General features: G+C 40.6%; 12 protein-coding genes and 1 tRNA gene. 11 read left to right on the forward strand and 2 right to left on the reverse strand.

Annotated elements, in window-relative coordinates:
• Positions 1-48 precede the first annotated feature (48 nt).
• From AC06G9_RS06295 to AC06G9_RS06345, 11 genes are all read left to right on the forward strand, one after another.
• Positions 49-1,614, forward strand: a complete 1,566-nt coding sequence (locus AC06G9_RS06295) for a RagB/SusD family nutrient uptake outer membrane protein (protein ID WP_480957731.1) — start codon at positions 49-51, stop codon at positions 1,612-1,614.
• 31 nt (positions 1,615-1,645) lie between these two features.
• Positions 1,646-2,698, forward strand: coding sequence for a DUF5111 domain-containing protein (locus tag AC06G9_RS06300; protein ID WP_480957732.1), 1,053 nt, complete (start codon positions 1,646-1,648; stop codon positions 2,696-2,698).
• 54 nt (positions 2,699-2,752) lie between these two features.
• Positions 2,753-3,781 (forward strand): glycoside hydrolase family 53 protein, encoded by a 1,029-nt coding sequence (locus tag AC06G9_RS06305; protein ID WP_480957733.1) that lies wholly within the window; start codon positions 2,753-2,755, stop codon positions 3,779-3,781.
• Positions 3,782-4,109: 328 nt separating this feature from the next.
• Positions 4,110-4,703 carry an RNA polymerase sigma factor gene (locus AC06G9_RS06310; RefSeq protein WP_346568962.1) on the forward strand — a complete coding sequence of 198 codons (594 nt, stop codon included), beginning with the start codon at positions 4,110-4,112 and terminating at the stop codon, positions 4,701-4,703.
• Between the two features lie 168 nt (positions 4,704-4,871).
• A complete protein-coding gene (locus AC06G9_RS06315; protein ID WP_480957734.1) occupies positions 4,872-5,903 on the forward strand; it encodes a FecR family protein in 1,032 nt (343 codons plus the stop codon).
• Positions 5,904-5,926: 23 nt separating this feature from the next.
• Positions 5,927-9,487, forward strand: coding sequence for a SusC/RagA family TonB-linked outer membrane protein (locus AC06G9_RS06320; RefSeq protein ID WP_480957735.1), 3,561 nt, complete (start codon positions 5,927-5,929; stop codon positions 9,485-9,487).
• 12 nt (positions 9,488-9,499) lie between these two features.
• Positions 9,500-10,864, forward strand: coding sequence for a RagB/SusD family nutrient uptake outer membrane protein (locus AC06G9_RS06325; RefSeq protein WP_480957736.1), 1,365 nt, complete (start codon positions 9,500-9,502; stop codon positions 10,862-10,864).
• Positions 10,865-11,029: 165 nt separating this feature from the next.
• Positions 11,030-13,033, forward strand: a complete 2,004-nt coding sequence (locus tag AC06G9_RS06330) for a TlpA family protein disulfide reductase (RefSeq protein ID WP_480957737.1) — start codon at positions 11,030-11,032, stop codon at positions 13,031-13,033.
• Positions 13,034-13,055: 22 nt separating this feature from the next.
• The gene (locus AC06G9_RS06335) at positions 13,056-14,678 is read left to right on the forward strand and encodes a S41 family peptidase (protein WP_480957738.1); all 1,623 of its coding nucleotides are present in this window, start codon (positions 13,056-13,058) and stop codon (positions 14,676-14,678) included.
• A 2-nt stretch (positions 14,679-14,680) separates the two neighbouring features.
• Positions 14,681-15,823 carry a TlpA disulfide reductase family protein gene (locus AC06G9_RS06340; protein WP_248754344.1) on the forward strand — a complete coding sequence of 381 codons (1,143 nt, stop codon included), beginning with the start codon at positions 14,681-14,683 and terminating at the stop codon, positions 15,821-15,823.
• Between the two features lie 97 nt (positions 15,824-15,920).
• Entirely contained in the window at positions 15,921-17,207 is a 1,287-nt protein-coding gene (locus AC06G9_RS06345; RefSeq protein ID WP_480957739.1) for a retropepsin-like aspartic protease, read from the forward strand.
• Positions 17,208-17,503: 296 nt separating this feature from the next.
• Here the strand turns inward: AC06G9_RS06345 and AC06G9_RS06350 are convergent.
• A tRNA-Lys gene (locus tag AC06G9_RS06350) sits at positions 17,504-17,576 on the reverse strand.
• A gap of 238 nt (positions 17,577-17,814) precedes the next feature.
• The gene (locus AC06G9_RS06355; protein WP_480957740.1) at positions 17,815-19,116 is read right to left on the reverse strand and encodes a TolC family protein; all 1,302 of its coding nucleotides are present in this window, start codon (positions 19,114-19,116) and stop codon (positions 17,815-17,817) included.
• Positions 19,117-19,120: the final 4 nt, after the last annotated feature.

The raw sequence follows: 19,120 nt of genomic DNA on the forward strand, positions 1-19,120 counted from the left end.
TCTGAATATATAACCGGGCTTACGAGCTCACAACGTAATGATATACTGATGAAAAACTTGAAAATATATAGCTGTAGCATACTATCGATCTTTCTAATGCTGTTTTCATGCACCAAGGATCTCGATCAATATCCTACAGTACAGACCACATCTGAAGCCGTATATACTTCAGTAGATGGTTATCGTTCGGTACTGGCAAAATTATATGCTTCTTTTGCTGTCGCCGGAAATGGTCGTGGAGATGCCGATCCAGATATGGCAGGAGCAACAGCTTCATGGGGTTACCTGCGCGTTTTCTTTAATTTGCAAGAGGTGCCCACAGATGAGGTTATTTATACCTGGGCAGGTGGTGATAACATGGAGGATATACAGTACGTAAAATGGGGCGCATCCGACACTTGGGTGAATGCCATGTACTACCGTATCTACTATTCAATTGCATTATGCAATGAGTTTTTAAGGAATGTGACGGCAGAAAAATTAACCGCTTTTGATCCTGCAGAACGTGCCGAGATTGAGCGTTTTGCTGCCGAGGCTCGTTTTCTACGCGCTTTAACGTATAGCCATGCCATGGATCTGTACGGCCATGTTCCTTTTGTAACAGAGAAAGATCCTGTTGCTGCATTTTTTCCTCCTCGTATAGCAAGAGCTGATCTTTTTAACTATATCGAACAAGAGCTAATCGCTGTTGCAGACCTGTTGCCCGAGGCACGTCAAAATCAGTATGGTCATGTCAGTCGAGCTGCCGCTTGGGCTTTGCTTGCTAAAAACTATTTGAATGCGCAGATCTATACTGGCACAGCACGCTACGCCGACTGTTTGCTGTATAGTAAAAAGGTGATCGATAGTGGACATACGCTGCATAATGACTATAAACAGCTGTTTAATGCTGATAATGATAAACGTTTGAATGAAATTATTTTTCAAATTCAAGCTGATGTAGCCCATACGACAAGCTGGGGGGCAACCACTTATCTGGTCAATGGTCCTATTGTGGGAAGCATGCAGGCTGCAGATTACGGCGTGATCTCTGGATGGAACAGTTTCCGTACCCTGCGTGAATTTGTTTCTATATTTAATGCTAACGATAAGCGAGGCGATTTTTGGACTAAAGGGCAATCTTTGGATGTCGATGATCCGGCTTCTTCTAGTCAGGGATATGGTATGGTAAAATTTACCAATTTAAATGATGACGGCACCTACAAAACAGATGAAGGTCTAGTGAGTACCGATTTCCCAATGATTCGTTTGGCTGATAGTTATTTGATGTATGCCGAGTCCGTTCTACGTGGTGGTGGCGGTAATATCCAAGAGGCGCTCAATCTGGTGAATCAGATTCGTCAACGCGCTTATAAAGGTTCCGCTGGCGCTATTACACAGGCACAGCTTACGTTAGATTTTATCCTTGACGAACGTGGAAGAGAGCTTTTTTGGGAATGTACAAGACGGACCGATCTGATCCGCTTTGGACGCTTTACAGGTAATACGTATTTGTGGCAATGGAAAGGTGGGACTGTCCATGGAAGTAGTGTAGATGCAAAGTTCAATCTGTATCCGATACCGACTACTGATCTGACTGCCAATCCCAATTTAGTACAAAATACAGGTTACTAAATATGCTATTTATTATCCAATGACACCGATTATGAAAAAATTGATTATTTACACGTTGGCCTTTCTTTTATTTTCTTGTAAAAAGGAAGGCGGTGAGCCCGTCCTGACAGGTTTTGAGGCAGCAGTGCTCCATAGTAGCACAACAGATGTTCTGTTGACATCTACTGATCGTAAAAGTCTGGCATTGCAACTGGTATGGGAGGAGTCGAATTTGACTAGTGCACAGCCAATCGCTCCGTCTACGCTTCAGCATACCGTTGAATTTGCCGCAGAAGCGACATTTGCCGTGATTGCTAAAAAGAGCGAACAAGTGGCGCCATCCTTGAGTTATACCCACGAACAATTGAATAGTTTAGTAACAGCTATGGGCTTTGAACCTGGGAAAAAGAAAACTTTATATGCACGTGTTTCGACACGTCTAGCACGTAATGTTGATGTCGTATATAGTAATGTGATCGCCATAGCGGTGACGGCTTATGAACCTATTGTTGATGCCCAATACCTCTATATGGCCAACAAGGAACTGACACAATTTCCATGGAAGATATGCTCGCGTAAGGAAGATGGTTTCTATGACGGATTTGTACAGGTAGAACAATGGTTTAACTTCTACCTGACCAATGAGGAAAGTGCCAATGCGTCTGTGATCTATGGTTCTTATCCATTGGAAGGTAGCCAATATATTCTGTATAGTGGAGATGATCGTTGGAATAGTTGGACCAGCAATGGGGGGTACCTGTACCTGACTGCCGATGTCAATAAATTAAGCTGGAAAGAGACGGTCGTCGAATCCTTGTCCGTCACCGGTGATTTCAATGGATGGAGTGCGTCTGCTACACCCATGACTTACGATAAAACGGAGAAATTGTGGAAAGCAACGATTACGAATACAGTTGCGGAGCAATGGGGGATCAAGGTCTTGATCAATGGCAGCTGGACGTGGTTCTTTGGAGCCGCAGAGGAAGCAGGAACCTGCCATTTATATACGGCAGACGCCAGTGGTTTTGTATATGACAAGATCGGAACACATACGCTTGTACTCGATCTGAGCGATCCTAAAGCATTTAAGTACTGGGTGCAATAGGTTGCTGTTTTGGGGTAAGGGAAAGAATAATAGGTCGGTTTTAAAAAGAATGAGATGAAAAACTTAGTAATAGATTTACGATTTTACTTGATTTGTTTATGCCTCAGCTTATATAGCTGTAGCGATGAAGGGGTGGCACAGCCGGTACAACAAACGGGCCATTTAGCTCAAGGTGCTGATGTCAGTTGGATCACAGAAATGGAAGCTTCGGGTGTACAGTTTTACAATACGGGGGGAACTTCAGTGGACGGTATGAAGCTCGTCCAGTCGTTGGGTGTCGATGCGGTCCGATTGCGGGTATGGGTAAATCCTCAAAATGGATGGTGCAATCAAGATGATCTTTTGGTAAAAGCACGACGCGCAAAGCATCTGGGGATGCGCTTACTGATTGACTTTCATTATAGTGATACTTGGGCAGATCCCGGACAGCAGAACAAACCAGCTGCTTGGTCCACATTATCTTTTAGTGAATTAAAGGCTGCTGTAGCATCCCATACGACATCTGTACTGCAATTGTTGAAAGATAATGGTATCCAACCAGAATGGGTACAGGTAGGGAATGAAACCGGAAATGGGATGCTCTGGGAGGATGGAAAAGCTTCGGTCAACATGGCTAACTATGCTGCGTTGAATAATGCAGGATATGATGCGGTGAAAGCGATTTTGCCAAATAGCAAAGTGATTGTACATCTGCAAAATGGTCAGGATAACAGTTTGTTCCGTTGGCTTTTTGACGGGTTAAACAATAATGGTGGTAAGTGGGATGTGATCGGAATGTCGTTATATCCCAATAAAGAAAACTGGGAAGCGTATAATACGGCTTGTATCAACAATATCAACGATATGATCAGCCGTTATCAATCGGAAGTGATGATCTGTGAGGTGGGGATAAGCTGGGATGAAGAAGAGGTTGCAGAACGATGGTTGAAGGAATTGTTGAAAGCGGTAAATGGGATTCCGAATCAAAAAGTATTGGGGATATTCTATTGGGAACCTTTGGCTTATGCCGGGTGGAATGGATATACCCTTGGTGCATTTGACAATAACGGTAGACCAACAAAAGTATGGAATGCCTTTAAATAAAATGGACTCTTTTAATCGGTTATAAAGAACACGTTTTTAGTGGTCAAGCTGTTCGATCCATTTGTAATTAAGAGGAATTTGTTGTTTTAATAATCTATATTACTAAAAGCCACTTGAATAAGTGGCTTTTTTGATGATATCAGGTTATATTATTTTTGCTTGACTGGGCAAAATGTTGGATAATCAATAATTTTTGTGTGATTCTTTTGTTTACAAGAGCTTTTCAAAGGATTATCTTTCATAAATTACATAACATCATTTTTTTTTATACATTTGAAAAAGAAGATTTTTCGGTTAGGCCTCAAAATAAAAAATCTTTTACTTACTTATGGATTCCGATTTACAAATATGGCAGCTGTTCCAGGTTGGACATGAAGCATCGTTTAAAGTTCTCTTTGAACGATACAACCAATCTTTGTATAACTATGGATTCAAATTTACACAGGATAATGCTGTCATTGAAGATAGTATACAAGAATTATTTGTCAAGTTGTGGAGCAATAAAGAAAATTTAAATACCGACGTATCTGTTAAAAACTATCTGTATAAATCATTTCGTCGTAATTTGATTAAAAACATTGAGCAAACCATAAAGCGTGCTCAAGTGACCAACTCAGCGATCGAACATCTTCCTTTTACCATAGAACTGCCCCATGATGTCAGCATGATCCGCAAGGAGCGTGTGCTGGAGATCAAGGATAAACTGGATCAGGCCTTGTCCAATATGACCGCTCGTCAACGCGAAATCATTCACCTTCGTTTTTTTGAAGAACTCACCTATGCTGAAATTGCAAGTATTATGGGGCTATCGACCAAGGATACCTATAAACTGTATTATCGAGCATTGGATAATCTGAAGAAACACTTTGGAAAATTTGGCGTTTTGGTGCTTTTGCATCTGATCAACCAAGTCAAATTATAAATCAAGTACCCAACACTTGATGTGATGAATAGACAACGGCTCCTGCGTTGTTAGTAATAAATAACCTCTTAAATTAGGTATTTACTAATCGTTTTTGAATTTTTTTAAAAAAAATAAAATTTATTGGGGTAAAATTTTGAAAAGAGGTGTATCTATATAAAAAAGGTTATGGATCCTCAATTTTTAAAATACAAAAATTATAAAGCAGCAGATTTTTTTGCTGATGAAGACTTTGTGCAATCCAAGTTGGGGCAGATCGAGAATGAAAAAGATTTTTGGGACAGATTGGGCGCACATGATCCGGAGCTGTCCGTTCAGATGGATATCGCTGCGCTCTGGATGACATTGATCAAGGAACAACCAGTTGCTAAAAGCCAGCTGACGAGTGATCAACGTTGGGAAAACATTCAACATGCAATTCCTACCTATTCGCGAAAACAAAGTCAACAACGATTGATTCGGAAAATAGTCAAATGGACTGCGCGTGCTGCGGCCATCATTGCTTTTATTTTTATCGTTTATGATATCAGTCAATTCGGAACGAAATCGACCCATACAGCATATGGTGAACGGACCGAGGTATTATTACCAGATGCTTCCCTGATTAACCTAAATAGCAACTCGAAGTTATCTTATGTCAGAAACTGGAAAACGGACAAACCTCGGGAAGTATGGTTGGAAGGTGAAGGTATGTTTGAGGTAAAGCATACGGCGCTCAAAAACCGTTTACGTGAGAATGATCTATTCGTGGTACATGTAGGCGAACTGTCTTTAACAGTGCTTGGGACCAAGTTTAATGTAAAAGATAGACGTGGTCGTATCGAAGTCACCCTTTTCGAAGGAAGCGTTAAAATTGACGGAAAAAATGGAGTGGACAAATTGCTCAAACCTGGAGAGACCTTTATTTATGACAAACAGTCAAAAGGGAACGAAATTGTTCACAACTCGAATCCATCTAAAGTATCATCATGGACCCGTGGTGAGCTCAATATAGAACACAGCAATCTAGCTCATATCGTCAGTGTGCTAGAAGATAATTATGGTTATCAAGTCATTGTCGAAGATCCAATGCTTTTGGATAAGCGTTTTACCGGAACTATTCCTTTAAAGGGAATTGATGATGTGCTCTTTGTGATCAAACATACCATGGACGTTGATATTGTCGTACAAAACAAACAAATAATAATAAAACCTAACTAACTAACTAACTTTAATCAATACTTATGAAACCACGATTACTCGTGCTGCTTTTCTGCCTGTTTACCTATGCGGGCAGTTATGCGCAAAAAAAGGTGAGTCTCTCCCAAGCTCTGGATGAAGTAACCCGGATTTATGGGACAAAATTTTCTTACGAAGAGGGCTTGATAAACAATGCCTTTATCGATTCAGAACTGGTCCCGAAGAATAAAAAAATGCCAGTAGAATCTGTATTGAAGGAACTTTTATATGCAAACAATTTCCTGTTCCTATATGTACAAAACAATTATTTTACCATCATCCGTGATAGTCGTAACAATAAAGGTCCTGACAACGATGACCGCTTTTGGAAGGTGATATCTGGTGTGGTGAAAAATAATGCAGGGGCACCTTTGGTAGGGGTGACGGTTATAGCCGATGGGAATGCCGTTAGGAATGGCGTAACTACCAGTAGCGATGGGCGCTACACCCTACGCTTGACTGATCCAGCTGAGGCGCTTATTTTTTCTTATGTCGGTATGGAACCGCAACGCCGTGTCATCGGAAGTCATAATCAGATCAATGTGTCTATGAGCGAGGTCGTCCATGTTCTCCAAGATGTGGAAGTGGTTTCGACAGGTTATACCCAGCTACCAAAAGAACGTGCTACGGGATCATTCGGTACCGTTACGGCAAAACAAATACAAGAAACTCCAGCGATTAATGTCTTGGAACGTATTCAGGGTTTGGTACCAGGGATGTATGTCGATCCTAGAAGTAATGCGATCCGTATACGTGGTATCAATAGTTTTGGAACGGGCGGGACGCCAAAAGATCCCTTGATCGTGATCGATGGATTTCCAATGGCAGAAACTGTAGATGCGTCATTTTCATTAACTGGTAAGGGGTCTCTTCAGAGTTCAGGAGGTGCGATATTAAGTCGGATCAATCCTAATGATATTCAAAGTATCACAGTGCTTAAGGATGCTGCAGCTTCATCTATATGGGGAGCGAAAGCGGCGAATGGTGTAATTGTTATCGAAACAAAGAAAGGTCGCAATACGCCGACCTCGCTGAGTTTCGGTACATCATTAAGTATAGCAGCTCCTGCAGATCTTCATAAAATGGATCGGATGTCCTCTGCACAATATATTGATTTAGAAAAGCAATTGTTTGAAGAGGGTTTTATCGGAGATAACATCATCAAAAAAAGTTGGGACCCATTTAATACCAATAAACCACACTCCGAATCTATGGAATGGCTGTTTCGAGTAAAACGTGGTACTGCAACTGAACAGGAGCGAGATGCGGCACTAGCCAAACTCGCCGCTACAGATAATAGGGATCAAATCAAAGATTATCTATTGCAAAATGCGACATCACAGCAATATAACCTGTCAATATCGGGAGGAGCAAACAAAAGTACCTATTTTGTTTCCACCAACTACAGCAAGGATATTCCTGTTTTTCGATCCAATAAGGCAGAGAGTTTCACAACAACAGCCAATTTAACCAATATGCTCTTTCATGATCGGGTGCAGATTGCTACAGGAATAAATTATAACTACGGAAATTCCAAGACGAATAATGCGGCGGTCAATGCACTGTCATCAAATCCTTATTCTGGAGGTCTACTACCCTACGATATGTTGAAAGATGGGGATGGAAATAACATCAGAAGATACATACAATTTAGACCAGAAGTAACTCAAGATTTTGAAAAAAGAGGTTACCTAGATTGGGCTTACAATCCAATAGAAGAGTTGAAAACTGGAAATTATGACGATCAGACGCATCGTTTGCGCATGCATATGGATGTCAATACCAAATTGAACAGCTGGGCGGATCTATCAGTGATGGGGCAGTGGCAGCGTGAAATGAATAACCAGGAAAATATCGATGATGTCACAAGTTATGCACTGCGCAACCAAATCAATATCGGAACAACTTTTAATAAAAATGGAAATTTTGTTTACGGTTATCCCATGGGAGGTAATCTAGGGGTACGTAACTACAATGGTTCGCAATATGTATTTCGTACGCAATTGAACGTCAATAAAGCTCTGGGACAAGATGCTGAACATCATCTCAATTTCTTAGCTGGAGCGGAATGGAGACAAAATAATTATAGATCCTCAACAGATACTTATTTAGGTTTTAGCGAGGATACTTATTCTTTTGCTGTGATCAATCCAAGGGGGAGTTATAATACCATTTATGGATGGGATAATTATTTCAACTCCAATGCATCAATAGCGAAAAATACATCTCGTGCTCTTTCTTATTATTCCAATGCGGCTTTCTCGGCTTTTAAGGGAAAATATGTATTCTCTGGAAGTGTCCGTTTTGACGACTTTACTGTTGTTGGTGCATCGCGCGACCAACGAGCTAAACCGCTGTGGTCAGTGGGCGGAAAGTGGGATGCCAAGAAAGAGAATTTTCTAAAAAACGCTGCTTGGGCCGATGCCTTGGGTATACGGATGACTTATGGTGTCAACGGAACATTGCCTCAAAGTGCAGGTAAAACAATCATTATCAATACAAGTAGTGACTTGGTCACCAATGAAGTTACAGCAAGTATTGTATCGCCAGCGAATAAACAGATTTCTTGGGAAAAGGTCAAAACCTTTAATATCGGTCTTGATTATGGAACCTGGAATAATAGATTGCAATTTAACTTTGATTATTATACCAAGCGTTCGTCCGACATCATTTATGATTTCCCATTCAATCCTACCTATGGCTGGACAAGAGTCAAATTTAATAGCTCTACGATGGAGGGACATGGGATAGACTTGGGCGTAAAAGCGGCATGGTTACAATCGAAAGTGAAATGGAATACCCTCTTTAATTTTGGATACAATACCAATAAGGTGACCGATTCACGATTCGTCAATCCGACTCGGGTATTGGATTATATCAATACGGGTGTACCGATTGTGGATAATCCGACCGACTACATGTATGCGTATCGTTGGGCTGGTTTGGATAACCAAGGACGTTCACAGATCTATAAACAAAATGGTGAAATCGTAGCCGCAGATGCTCCTGCTACAGCTCTTACTGTTGATGATCTGGTGAAAGTTGGCAGAACAACGCCGCCATATTTTGGTGGATTGTTTAATACTTTTTCTTATAAAGATTTTACTTTGGGTGTACGGATTAGCTATGAATTGGGACATGTGTTAAGACGATTATCAGTGCAAAATTATCCCGATTATGCACCTTATTCCGGTGCGATCGGTTTGCAGTCTGATCTTGCTCTTCGATGGAGAAAGCCTGGAGATGAAGCAATAACAAATGTACCTGGATTAAGCAGAGCGGGATATCAATATAATAACTTGTCGCGCTATGCCAGTTCCGATGCGCTCGTGATCAGCGGTAGTAATGTGCGTCTACAACAAATTGACCTCGCTTATAATGTTCCGTTTAAAACTCTTGAAAACACACCATTTAAATCGGTAAATGTGAGCGGTAGCGTGCGTAATCTGGGATTGATCTGGCGTAAAAATAAGGATGGAGTCGATCCAACTTATAGAACGTTGAACAGTTACTCCAACTTGCCTCCATCGCCAACATTTTTTGTTACGCTAAATATGTCTTTTTAAACAGCAAAAGCTATGAAAATCAAAAATATTTTACTCTATAGTTTGGTTATCTCAGGAGCTTTACTTACTTCATCCTGTAGAAAGTACGTAGAGATCGACCAAAATGATAAACGTACGTTAAAAACTACGGACGACTACCGTTACTTGCTCAATAACAAAGTTAACTTTGAAAGTTCTTTTGTGCTGCCTCTGATCACCAGCGACAACATCGCTGCAGATGTGGCTACATCTGCGTCGACTGCTTGGGGGGAAATCTACCAGCGCGCTTATTTGTGGAACGATTACTTCTACATCGATAACCAGCAAGATATAGCCTGGAACAATTTATATAAACAGATTTATATCGCTAATGAGATCTTGGCGGGGGTGATGGGGAGTCAAAGTGGAAGTGAAGCACAGAAACTTCATGTTGCTGCAGAAGCACGCGTGCATCGCGCGTTCGCTTATTTTTCTCTAGCAAATCAATATGCACCCATTTACGATCCAACAAAAGCAACTAGCCAGCAGGGTTTACCATTGCTATTGACACCAGATCTTTTTCAAAACTTAAGCCGAGTATCCTTATCAAGAGTATATGAGCAAATTATTGAAGATCTTAATATCGCGATTGGAAACTTGCCCAATTTTCCATCCTTCAATTATCACCCATCCAAGATTGCAGCCTATGCACTTTTATCGCGGGTGTATTTGACCATGCGAAATTTTGAGGAGAGTGGAAGATATGCCGATTTGGCTTTGGCGCTTGATCCAACGGTGTATAATTTGGAAGAATATACTTCAGCAACTTATCCTAGACTTATTGACGATAAAGAAGTGCTACTTTCAAAACTGAGCTCAGGCTTTGTTCGTGGTCCAATCAATCCCGATCTTGTAGCACTTTATGATCAGAACGATCTACGCCTCAAAATGTTTATCGGTACAGATCCAAATACGTTTAAAGGTTATGTGTATATCAAACCTTTGTCCAATGGCAATTCCAATTATAATGCATACATAGGCTTGAATACACCTGAAATCTATCTCAATAGAGCTGAAGTATATGCACGCCAGAATAATGTGGCTAAAACAGTGGAAATGTTGAATCTATTACGTAAAAAACGTTTCCAAGCAAGTAAATATGTCGCATTGAAGACGACAGATGTCCAAGCCGATTTGTTGCAATATGTGATGGATGAGCGACGTCGAGAATTTGTAGGGACAGATTTACGTTGGTATGATATGAGGAGGTTAACGTTGGATGGCAATTATTTTAAACCGGTAACGAGAACACTTAACGGAAAGAGCTATACCTTACAGGCAAATAGTCCCCGTATGGTATATCCTATCAATCAGGAGGTGCTCACGCTAAATCCTGAAATCGGTCAGAATCCTAGATAATAACTGTCAGAAGAAAACCGTCATGAGCACGCGTAGACAGCTAGGGGTCGTGCTCATGAACGGTTTATTACCGATAAAATTGATCTGGGCACGTAAATGCCAAGAGAAAATCCATTCATAAATAAACAAATCGAGCTTACGAGCTCATAAAGTAATACGATACTGATGAAAAAGCGAGCGATTTTTTTACTGTTGTTTATTGTCCAGGCTGTGTTATATGCACAGCCTCGATATGATAGCGGTGTTTTTAAGCCTAAAAACCCAAAAACGAGTGATTTTGTGCAGCTGATGTACAATGCAAAAGATAAGGATCTAGAATTCAGTGATGAGGTAAATGCCAACCTGTTTATTTTTGACAATTTTACGTGGACCAAACTCATCCTGCCTCTGCAAAAAAATAGTGATGGATTATGGACGGCAAATGTACCCGTTAAACCGAGCACTGTCTTTATCGGCGTGAAATTTTTTCAGGGAGAGAGTGATCAACCTGATGCTGGTGATAATAATAATAACTTAGGTTATGCTGTTGCGCTAACAAGTGCAAAAGGAAAACCCCTGGCAGGATCTTACTTAGCTGAAGCCGCATTTCAGGCGCCAGGTATCACCGGAGGAGAAATATTAAGTTATTATACCAACCCACCTGACTCTCTGGAACAGGCCTATCTAAAGACGTTGGGTGCTAAAGAGTCTGCTTTGTTGGGAAAAAATTACCTCAATTACTTTCATTCCTTTATGAATCTGCAAAAGTTGGGCTTAGGAAATGAATTTCCGGCATATGCCAGAAAGTTTGTGACAGATGCGCTTGCTGTTAAAGGTCTGGATGACGAAACATTAGGCGTATTTTATAATTATGCCAATGCCCGTTTGAAAGATGCGGATTTGATTAAATTTATTCAAAATAGGGTTTATAGTGACTTTCCAAATGGCGCTACTGCACGTTTTATGGCTTATAATAATGCGATGCTTGCTAGTTCGGATCAGGCTCAGGCGATCGGTGCTTATGAAGAATTTTTAAAACGGTTTCCGATTGCGCAATGGCGCAAAAATCCAAATAATCAGAATTTTATTTATTATGCAGTTTATCGAGGTTTAGGAACATCTTATTTCGAGTCCAAGCAATTTGATAAGTTCGTATCACTATTCGATGATCTTGATTTTCGTACCGGTAATGAATTGATGCGTTGGAATATCATGCGTGCTTATATGTTCAAGATGGTTGGCAAAGATACGTTATACAGCATCTCAGAGGCGATTATACCTAAATTGATATCCAGAAAAGATGATCAGTCGTATAAGCAAGATTTTGACACCAAGGCACAAGCAGATTCCAATGTGGTGAAAAATCTGGATGATCGATTGTTTACACACATTTCGCTGTTAAACGATCTGAAAAAATATACAGAGGCGTGCAGATATTTTTTGGAACTTTCTGAAAAAGGGAAATATGAAAATGCCGAATTGAACGAGATCAACCTACAGGTGCTCGAAGGTCTTAACGATGATAAACAGATCCTGCCGCTTTTGGAAATGAGTGCACGGTACAATGCTATGACACCCCGTATGTTCGAAAAACTGAAAACTATTTATCTGAAAGGGCATAATGGCGATGAAAAGGGATACCAGGCTTATCTTGCGAGTCTAAAATCGGATGAAGAAAAAGCCGAAATGAAAGCTTATGTGGACCACAACTGGGTCAATCATCCTATGCCGGATTTTCGTTTAGAAACTGCAGAAGGATCATTTATAACACCTGAAGACTGGAAGGGTAAAATTGTCGTCGTCGATTTTTGGGCGACTTGGTGCCGTCCTTGCATTATGGCATTTCCGGGGATGCAGCTCTTGGTTGATAAATATGCCCACGATCCAACTGTAGCGATCTATATGTTGGGTACTATGCAGACAGGAGACTATAAAAGCAAGTCGGTCAACTATGTGCGTGGGGAAGGATATCGATTCCATCTATTACATGATTCGGTCAATCCAGTTACAAATGATCAAAACTTGGTATTTAAACAATTGGTACCTCTTTTTGGTGATTCTTCTATTCCACGCAAAATCGTGGTCAAAGATGGTCGTGTACGCTACTGTTCGGGAGGATATTCTGGTAGTCCAAGTAAGTTGATGGATGAATTATCGCTTGCTATAGAGATCCTAAAGAATGAAAAATAAACAGTTTTATAAAAAATACCATATGAATAAGAAAGCAGCGGGCTTGCTCGTGGGGATGGTAGGTCTAAGTCTGTCTTTACAGGCTCAGATGAATCCAAAGTATAAATTTGAGGAGGCATTGAAACTGATTCAACAAAACTATGTCGATCAGGTCAATGAAGAGCATTTGGTAGATGCTGCCATAAAAGCGATGATTGCCGATTTGGATCCGCATTCCAAATACACCAGTCGGGAAGAGGCGGAGGCTATGCGGGGAGCAATGAGTGGAAGTTTTGCCGGTATTGGTATTCAGTTTTTAAAGAATAATGACCAGACCTTTATTACGATTGTCAATCCTGATGGTCCGGCCATGCGTGCTGGAATCCAAGTGGGCGACCAGATCATCAGTATTGATGGTGAGGCGATAGCGGGGAAGAAATGGGGGAACAAGGAGATTATGGAAAAACTCCGCGGCGAAAAAGGAATCCCTGTAGTGTTAGAAATCTTATCTGCTGGTCATTTGGAACCGAAAAAGATCAGTATCGTGAGAGAAAATATTTTAGAAAGATCAGTCCGCGAAAGCTATATGGTTGACAGTGAAATCGGATATATAGCACTCTCTATTTTCAACCGTACGACACGACCAGAGATTGATGAGGCTTTGAAAAAACTCAAAGAACAGGGGATGAAGAAGTTGATTTTGGATCTACAAAGTAATGGTGGAGGATATGTCGAATCCGCTATTGGTGTTGTAGATGAATTTCTGCCCAAAGAAAAAATTGTCTTCTACTCGGTGCCCAATGAAGGGGGTAAAGATTATTTCTTTACGGGTGGATTCGGCCGATTTTATGAAGGTGAATTGGTGGTGCTGATCGACGAATCGACAGCATCTTCCAGTGAGATCGTTACAGGAGCACTGCAGGACTGGGATCGTGCGGTGATCATCGGACGACGAAGTTTTGGAAAGGGCTTGATGCAAAAACCTGTTCTGTTATCCGATGGTTCAGAGATGCAATTGACTGGAGCTCGATACTATACACCTTCAGGTCGTTCTATCCAAAAACCGTACACAAAAGGTAAGGATGATTATTTCCAAGATTTCAATCGCCGTATGGAGTCTAAAGAGTTATTGGAAGAAGGACATGTTCAATTTCCAGACTCTTTAAAATACACGACACTTCAGAATAAAAGAATTGTTTATGGCGGAGGTGGCATTATGCCCGATCGATTTGTGGCTATCGATACCAATGAATATAGCAGTTGGATGGCACAATTGATGAATAGTGGCTTGGTCGCTAAGGGTGGATTTGAATTTGTGCAACAAAATCGTCAAGCGTTGTTAAAAGCGTATCCCGATTTTAACATGTTTAATAAGAGTTTCAAAGTGCCAAAACCAGTTCATGTACAAGTGGTAGATGCCGCCCAAAAACATTCCATTTCAATACCGGAGCAAAAGTTTACTGCTGCTCATGATGCCATTGATATTGAATTTAAAGCTCAGGTAGGATCACTCCTTTATACGGGCGGTGATTATCGTACACGCGTGCGCAATGAAGCGAACCAAAGCTTTAAACAAGCGTTATTGGTATTGCGTGATAAACAGCTTTACAATAAGTTGTTAAATACTGGAACAGTAGGAGAGAGAATAAAACAAAAAACAAAATAAAGATGAAAAATATGAAATGGGCTTTAATGCTAGCTGTAGCTTTACCTGCTTTTGGATTTGCACAGCAAAATTATACGCTGCAGGGGACTGTTGGTAAATTGGACCAGCCAGCAAAAGCATATTTGCGTTTAAATTATGACGAAAAAGTACGTATCGATTCTGTTGATATTAAAAATGGTAAGTTCGAATTTAAAGGTAGTATCCCTTCACCTATGGAAGCGCATTTGCGTATTATCCACGACAATGCACCTTTTGATCCTGCAAAACCGCCAAAACAGGACATACTTGCTTTTTTGATCGAAGGGGCTACTATTAAATTTGTATCTGCGGACTCCATAAAAAACGCGAAAATTTCCGGTTCACCACTAAATGCGGAGAATGAGAAAGTAACTGTATTGTTGAAACCGATCTACGACCAGTATGAGGCTTTGGAAAAGGAGTATAGATCCAAATCTTTGGCTGATCAACAGGATCCTGCTTTCATCAAATCTTTGGAGGAGCGTGCTCAGGTCGTGGATCGAGCGGCTATTGATGCTAAAATGGATTATGTCGCAAAAAACCCAAAAAGCTATATGGCACTGATGGCGTTTAATTCGACTTTACCTCCAGAATTTAACGCTATTAAAGCTGAAGAAGTATTTCTAACGTTGGATCCAAGTTTACAAAACTCAGTTTTGGGTAAGGATTTGGCCAAGCGGATTGCTTTACTGAAGAAAACAAGTGAAGGTATAGAGGCGCAAGATTTTACACAGCCTGATATAGATGGTAAACCAGTTAAATTGTCCGACTACCGAGGTAAATATGTACTGATCGATTTTTGGGCATCGTGGTGTGCACCATGTCGCCGTGAGAATCCGAATCTGGTCAAGTCTTATGCAAAATACCAAAAAGAAGGTTTTGAAATCTTGGGCGTATCGATGGATAAAGCCGCGGATAAAGCAAAATGGTTGAAGGCTATCCAAGATGATGGACTGACTTGGAAGCAAGTAGGTGACCTGAAAGGTTGGGAAAACGAAGCTGGTATGATGTATGAAGTCAAGGCAATCCCCATGAACTTTTTAGTGGATCCAAACGGCAAGATCATTGCGAAATATTTGCGCGGTGACGAGTTGGATAAAAAGCTCGCTGAAATATTTGGAAAGTAATTTAGTAACCTACATAAACATCTAGTTAGAAAAGAAAGAGTCGCCTCTCCAAGCGGCTCTTCTTTTTTTTATAAATAATCATTTTATTCGGTTTGATATGGGAAAAAAAATAGTCGAGGTCTTGATTTTATACGTCGCTCTAATCGGGTTTTGTCATGCGCAAGAGCACGTCGTACATAGGGATATCCAAAAAATCATTGTTTTACTAAATACTAAAAATAGTAGTGGGCTATTGGAAATGATGGCCGACTCTTGTCAAATAGGTAATTTGCCTGCAACAATTGATAAGCAGCAAGTTCTTCCAGATATTCTTGCTAATTTCCAAGGCATTGATTCCTATGATTGGATTACAGACCAGAGGATGTTAACTGGAGATCACTTCGTTTCGCTATTGGTGAACTACAAAAATGGGGGGCGCGGTAAGCCTACATTTACTTTTAACAAAGATGGTAAACTAATCGAATTAGGTATTATTAAGGTTAAATTAACTGCCAATCCGGCACAAGCACTTGCGGCAGCATTGTCCAATACAATGATCCCTGATACGATGCGTGTCAAGTTTAAGTTGGTCAATGACTTAATCTATGTTCCAGCTAAATTAAACGGTATGGATGGATTTTTTATGTTCGATTCTGGGGCTCCTACGATTATGCTTAGAAAGAAATATGTGCCGGATCATGCGATCAATAAAGATGTCACTCTAGATTTTACGGGTATGGGGGGCAACATGTCGGACGTGAACTGGTCTCTTGGAAATCACTTGATCTGGGGCGATATGATCATCAAATCTCTGGATGCAGCAGCGGTGTCGTTGGATGAGATGGATCAGGAAGAATTAATGGTTGGACCACTTTTTGGTTTAATGGGCTTCGGTATCTTTAGCGGTTTTCAATTATCTATAGATTATGATCAGCAAGAACTCCTTTTTGAACGTGTGGATCGAGCGGGGCATTTAACCGGCATATCTTTTAGGCATGGCGAGCCCCTTGCTACTATTCCTATCAGAATGAGAAGGCATATCCCTATAGTTGATATCAATATTGACGGGAAACCTTATCCGATGGGTATAGATTGTGGTGCAAATACTAATTTACTCAAGCAAGAAGTTGTACATAACCTCAAGACTCATCTTAGATTTGAAGGAAAAACGACGAGCCTATTGGGTGTTGGTAATAGGCAAGTGATCAGTGAAGTGGCACATCTAGAGGAAGCACAGGTAGGCCCACTGACTTTAGTGCCTATGTCAACCGTCATTACAGATCAAGCTATTGGTGCAGGTAAAGGGGACCAGCAATTACCAATGGTGGGGCTACTTGGTACACCATTTTTAAAGCAATTTAGGGTCGTGTTTAATTTTCAAATCGGAAATCTTTATCTGTATTAAATCAGGTTGATATCCCTTTTTTGGTTATCATAGAATAGTATGTTTTCGATAACCGATTAACATGCAATTTTCCTATTCTTTTTGCGGTCATTACTATAGGCAGTTCTCTGACTATAAACAAGAAAAGCTAATCGCAAGATTAGCTTTTCTTGTTTGTGATCCCGCTGGGATTTATTGCGACCCACATACCCCAAACGCATGTCCGCAATGAAAAAGGTCGAACCCATCCCAACGCTTCTGTTCTCATTCCATTGGGTACAAAAAAAAGCCTCACATTTCTGTGAAGCTTTTTGTTGTGATCCCGCTGGGATTCGAACCCAGGACCCATACATTAAAAGTGTATTGCTCTACCAGCTGAGCTACGGAATCTTACTCTTTTTTTGAAGTTTCCTTCGTTGTTTGGAGTGATGCAAAGGTAGAAAAATACCTGATATATGCCAAGTATATGTTGTGAATATTCTTTAAAACGTTTGTTTTGAGGGAGAATATTTTTTAATTGACCATTTTAGCTCTTCTTTTTTGCTTGATTTTGTGCCGTTATGTACCCCACTATCCAATAATGTTGGAAGATTTATACTATAAAAGTGCTCCTTTTTCATTAAGATCGTTAAAAATGGATATCCCATATTCCAGCAGATCGTTCGAGCTCCACAAGTGCGGCCGCATTGTTAAAAAGTGTTTCGTAATAATGTTGCTGGATTTCTATATAGGCACGCTGTGCAAGCAGCACTTCTAATAAGCTGGATTCGCCTCGTTCATAACTATAGCGTTTTCCCTTTAAAATAGCTTGAGCATTTTGGAGTAATCCAGTATTAAACTGTTGAAGTTGCTTTTGTGTTGCTTCATATTGATAATAGGCGTTTATTACTTCTGTATGCACCTGAAGTTCGATCTGCTTGTATTGTACTGCGGATTGCTGTTGGGCATAATAAGCTTCTTTCAATTCTCCCTTTTGCTTATTTGAAAATTTTAATGGAATACTGATACCGATGTTGGTTGCTGTGAATGCAGGACTCGGTGCGATCTCATTACGGGCTGCAGCATTGCGGGTTAATCCCGTATTGATACCGAGATCAATGATCCGATTGACGTTTGCCAGTTTTAACATTTTTTGCGAAGCATCTTGATGCTGCAAGGCGTAAAGTAGATCGGAGCGGTACAACTGCGCTTGTTCGATCAAGTCATGCAGATGAAAATTCCTATTGAAGGTTGAAAAATCTCCGTTTGTTGACGTGACGGCTGCTATTCGCTTGCTGCCCATTAGCAAGTCTAAGTTTCCAAGAGCGGATTTCCAATGACCAATGGACTGGATAACTTGATTCCACATGGATGCCGCTTCGAGTTTACTTTGTGTGGCATCTATAGCAGTAATTGCACCTAATTTTTCACGGACACTGTCGGATTTTGCTAATTGATCCAGAGCGTCATAAGAGCTGAGTTGCAGTTTAACGAGTTGTTCCTGATGTAGAGCTGTCAAATAGTGCATGGTAGCTTCTGCTCGCAGACGCTGAAAAAAATCCTGCAATGCATATTGCGCTAATTCCGATTCACTTTTTGCCAGATCTATTCGAGCTTTTCGTTTACCGCCAAGCTCTAATGTCCAATCTAACCCGATATCATAACCATACCCCATTTTCATATGCTGTTGATCGTTATTGAAAAATCCGGTATTGAATGCTGGGTCAGGTATTATTTTAGCCTTTTCAATAGCTGCTTGAGCTATATTAATGTTTAATTTTTCTGCTGCATAGGATAGGTTGTTTTGAGCCACGGCTTCTATATAGTCCGAATAGGTCATTATTTTTTTATGAAAAGTGGTATCTACCACAACTTGAGCCTGAATCGGTGCAAGAGCCAAGAGCAACAAAGTCCAGTAGGTGGATAACAGTAAATTTTTAACTATGGTCATATTG

This window comes from Sphingobacterium sp. MAE (assembly GCF_056711605.1).

Coding starts and splice junctions, on each gene's coding strand:
- AC06G9_RS06305 (WP_480957733.1), top strand. CDS start 2,753: ATGAAAAACTTAGTAATAGATTTACGATTTTACTTGATTTGTTTATGC.
- AC06G9_RS06300 (WP_480957732.1), top strand. CDS start 1,646: ATGAAAAAATTGATTATTTACACGTTGGCCTTTCTTTTATTTTCTTGT.
- AC06G9_RS06325 (WP_480957736.1), top strand. CDS start 9,500: ATGAAAATCAAAAATATTTTACTCTATAGTTTGGTTATCTCAGGAGCT.
- AC06G9_RS06335 (WP_480957738.1), top strand. CDS start 13,056: ATGAATAAGAAAGCAGCGGGCTTGCTCGTGGGGATGGTAGGTCTAAGT.
- AC06G9_RS06345 (WP_480957739.1), top strand. CDS start 15,921: ATGGGAAAAAAAATAGTCGAGGTCTTGATTTTATACGTCGCTCTAATC.
- AC06G9_RS06340 (WP_248754344.1), top strand. CDS start 14,681: ATGAAAAATATGAAATGGGCTTTAATGCTAGCTGTAGCTTTACCTGCT.
- AC06G9_RS06295 (WP_480957731.1), top strand. CDS start 49: ATGAAAAACTTGAAAATATATAGCTGTAGCATACTATCGATCTTTCTA.
- AC06G9_RS06330 (WP_480957737.1), top strand. CDS start 11,030: ATGAAAAAGCGAGCGATTTTTTTACTGTTGTTTATTGTCCAGGCTGTG.
- AC06G9_RS06355 (WP_480957740.1), bottom strand. CDS start 19,116: ATGACCATAGTTAAAAATTTACTGTTATCCACCTACTGGACTTTGTTG.
- AC06G9_RS06320 (WP_480957735.1), top strand. CDS start 5,927: ATGAAACCACGATTACTCGTGCTGCTTTTCTGCCTGTTTACCTATGCG.
- AC06G9_RS06315 (WP_480957734.1), top strand. CDS start 4,872: ATGGATCCTCAATTTTTAAAATACAAAAATTATAAAGCAGCAGATTTT.
- AC06G9_RS06310 (WP_346568962.1), top strand. CDS start 4,110: ATGGATTCCGATTTACAAATATGGCAGCTGTTCCAGGTTGGACATGAA.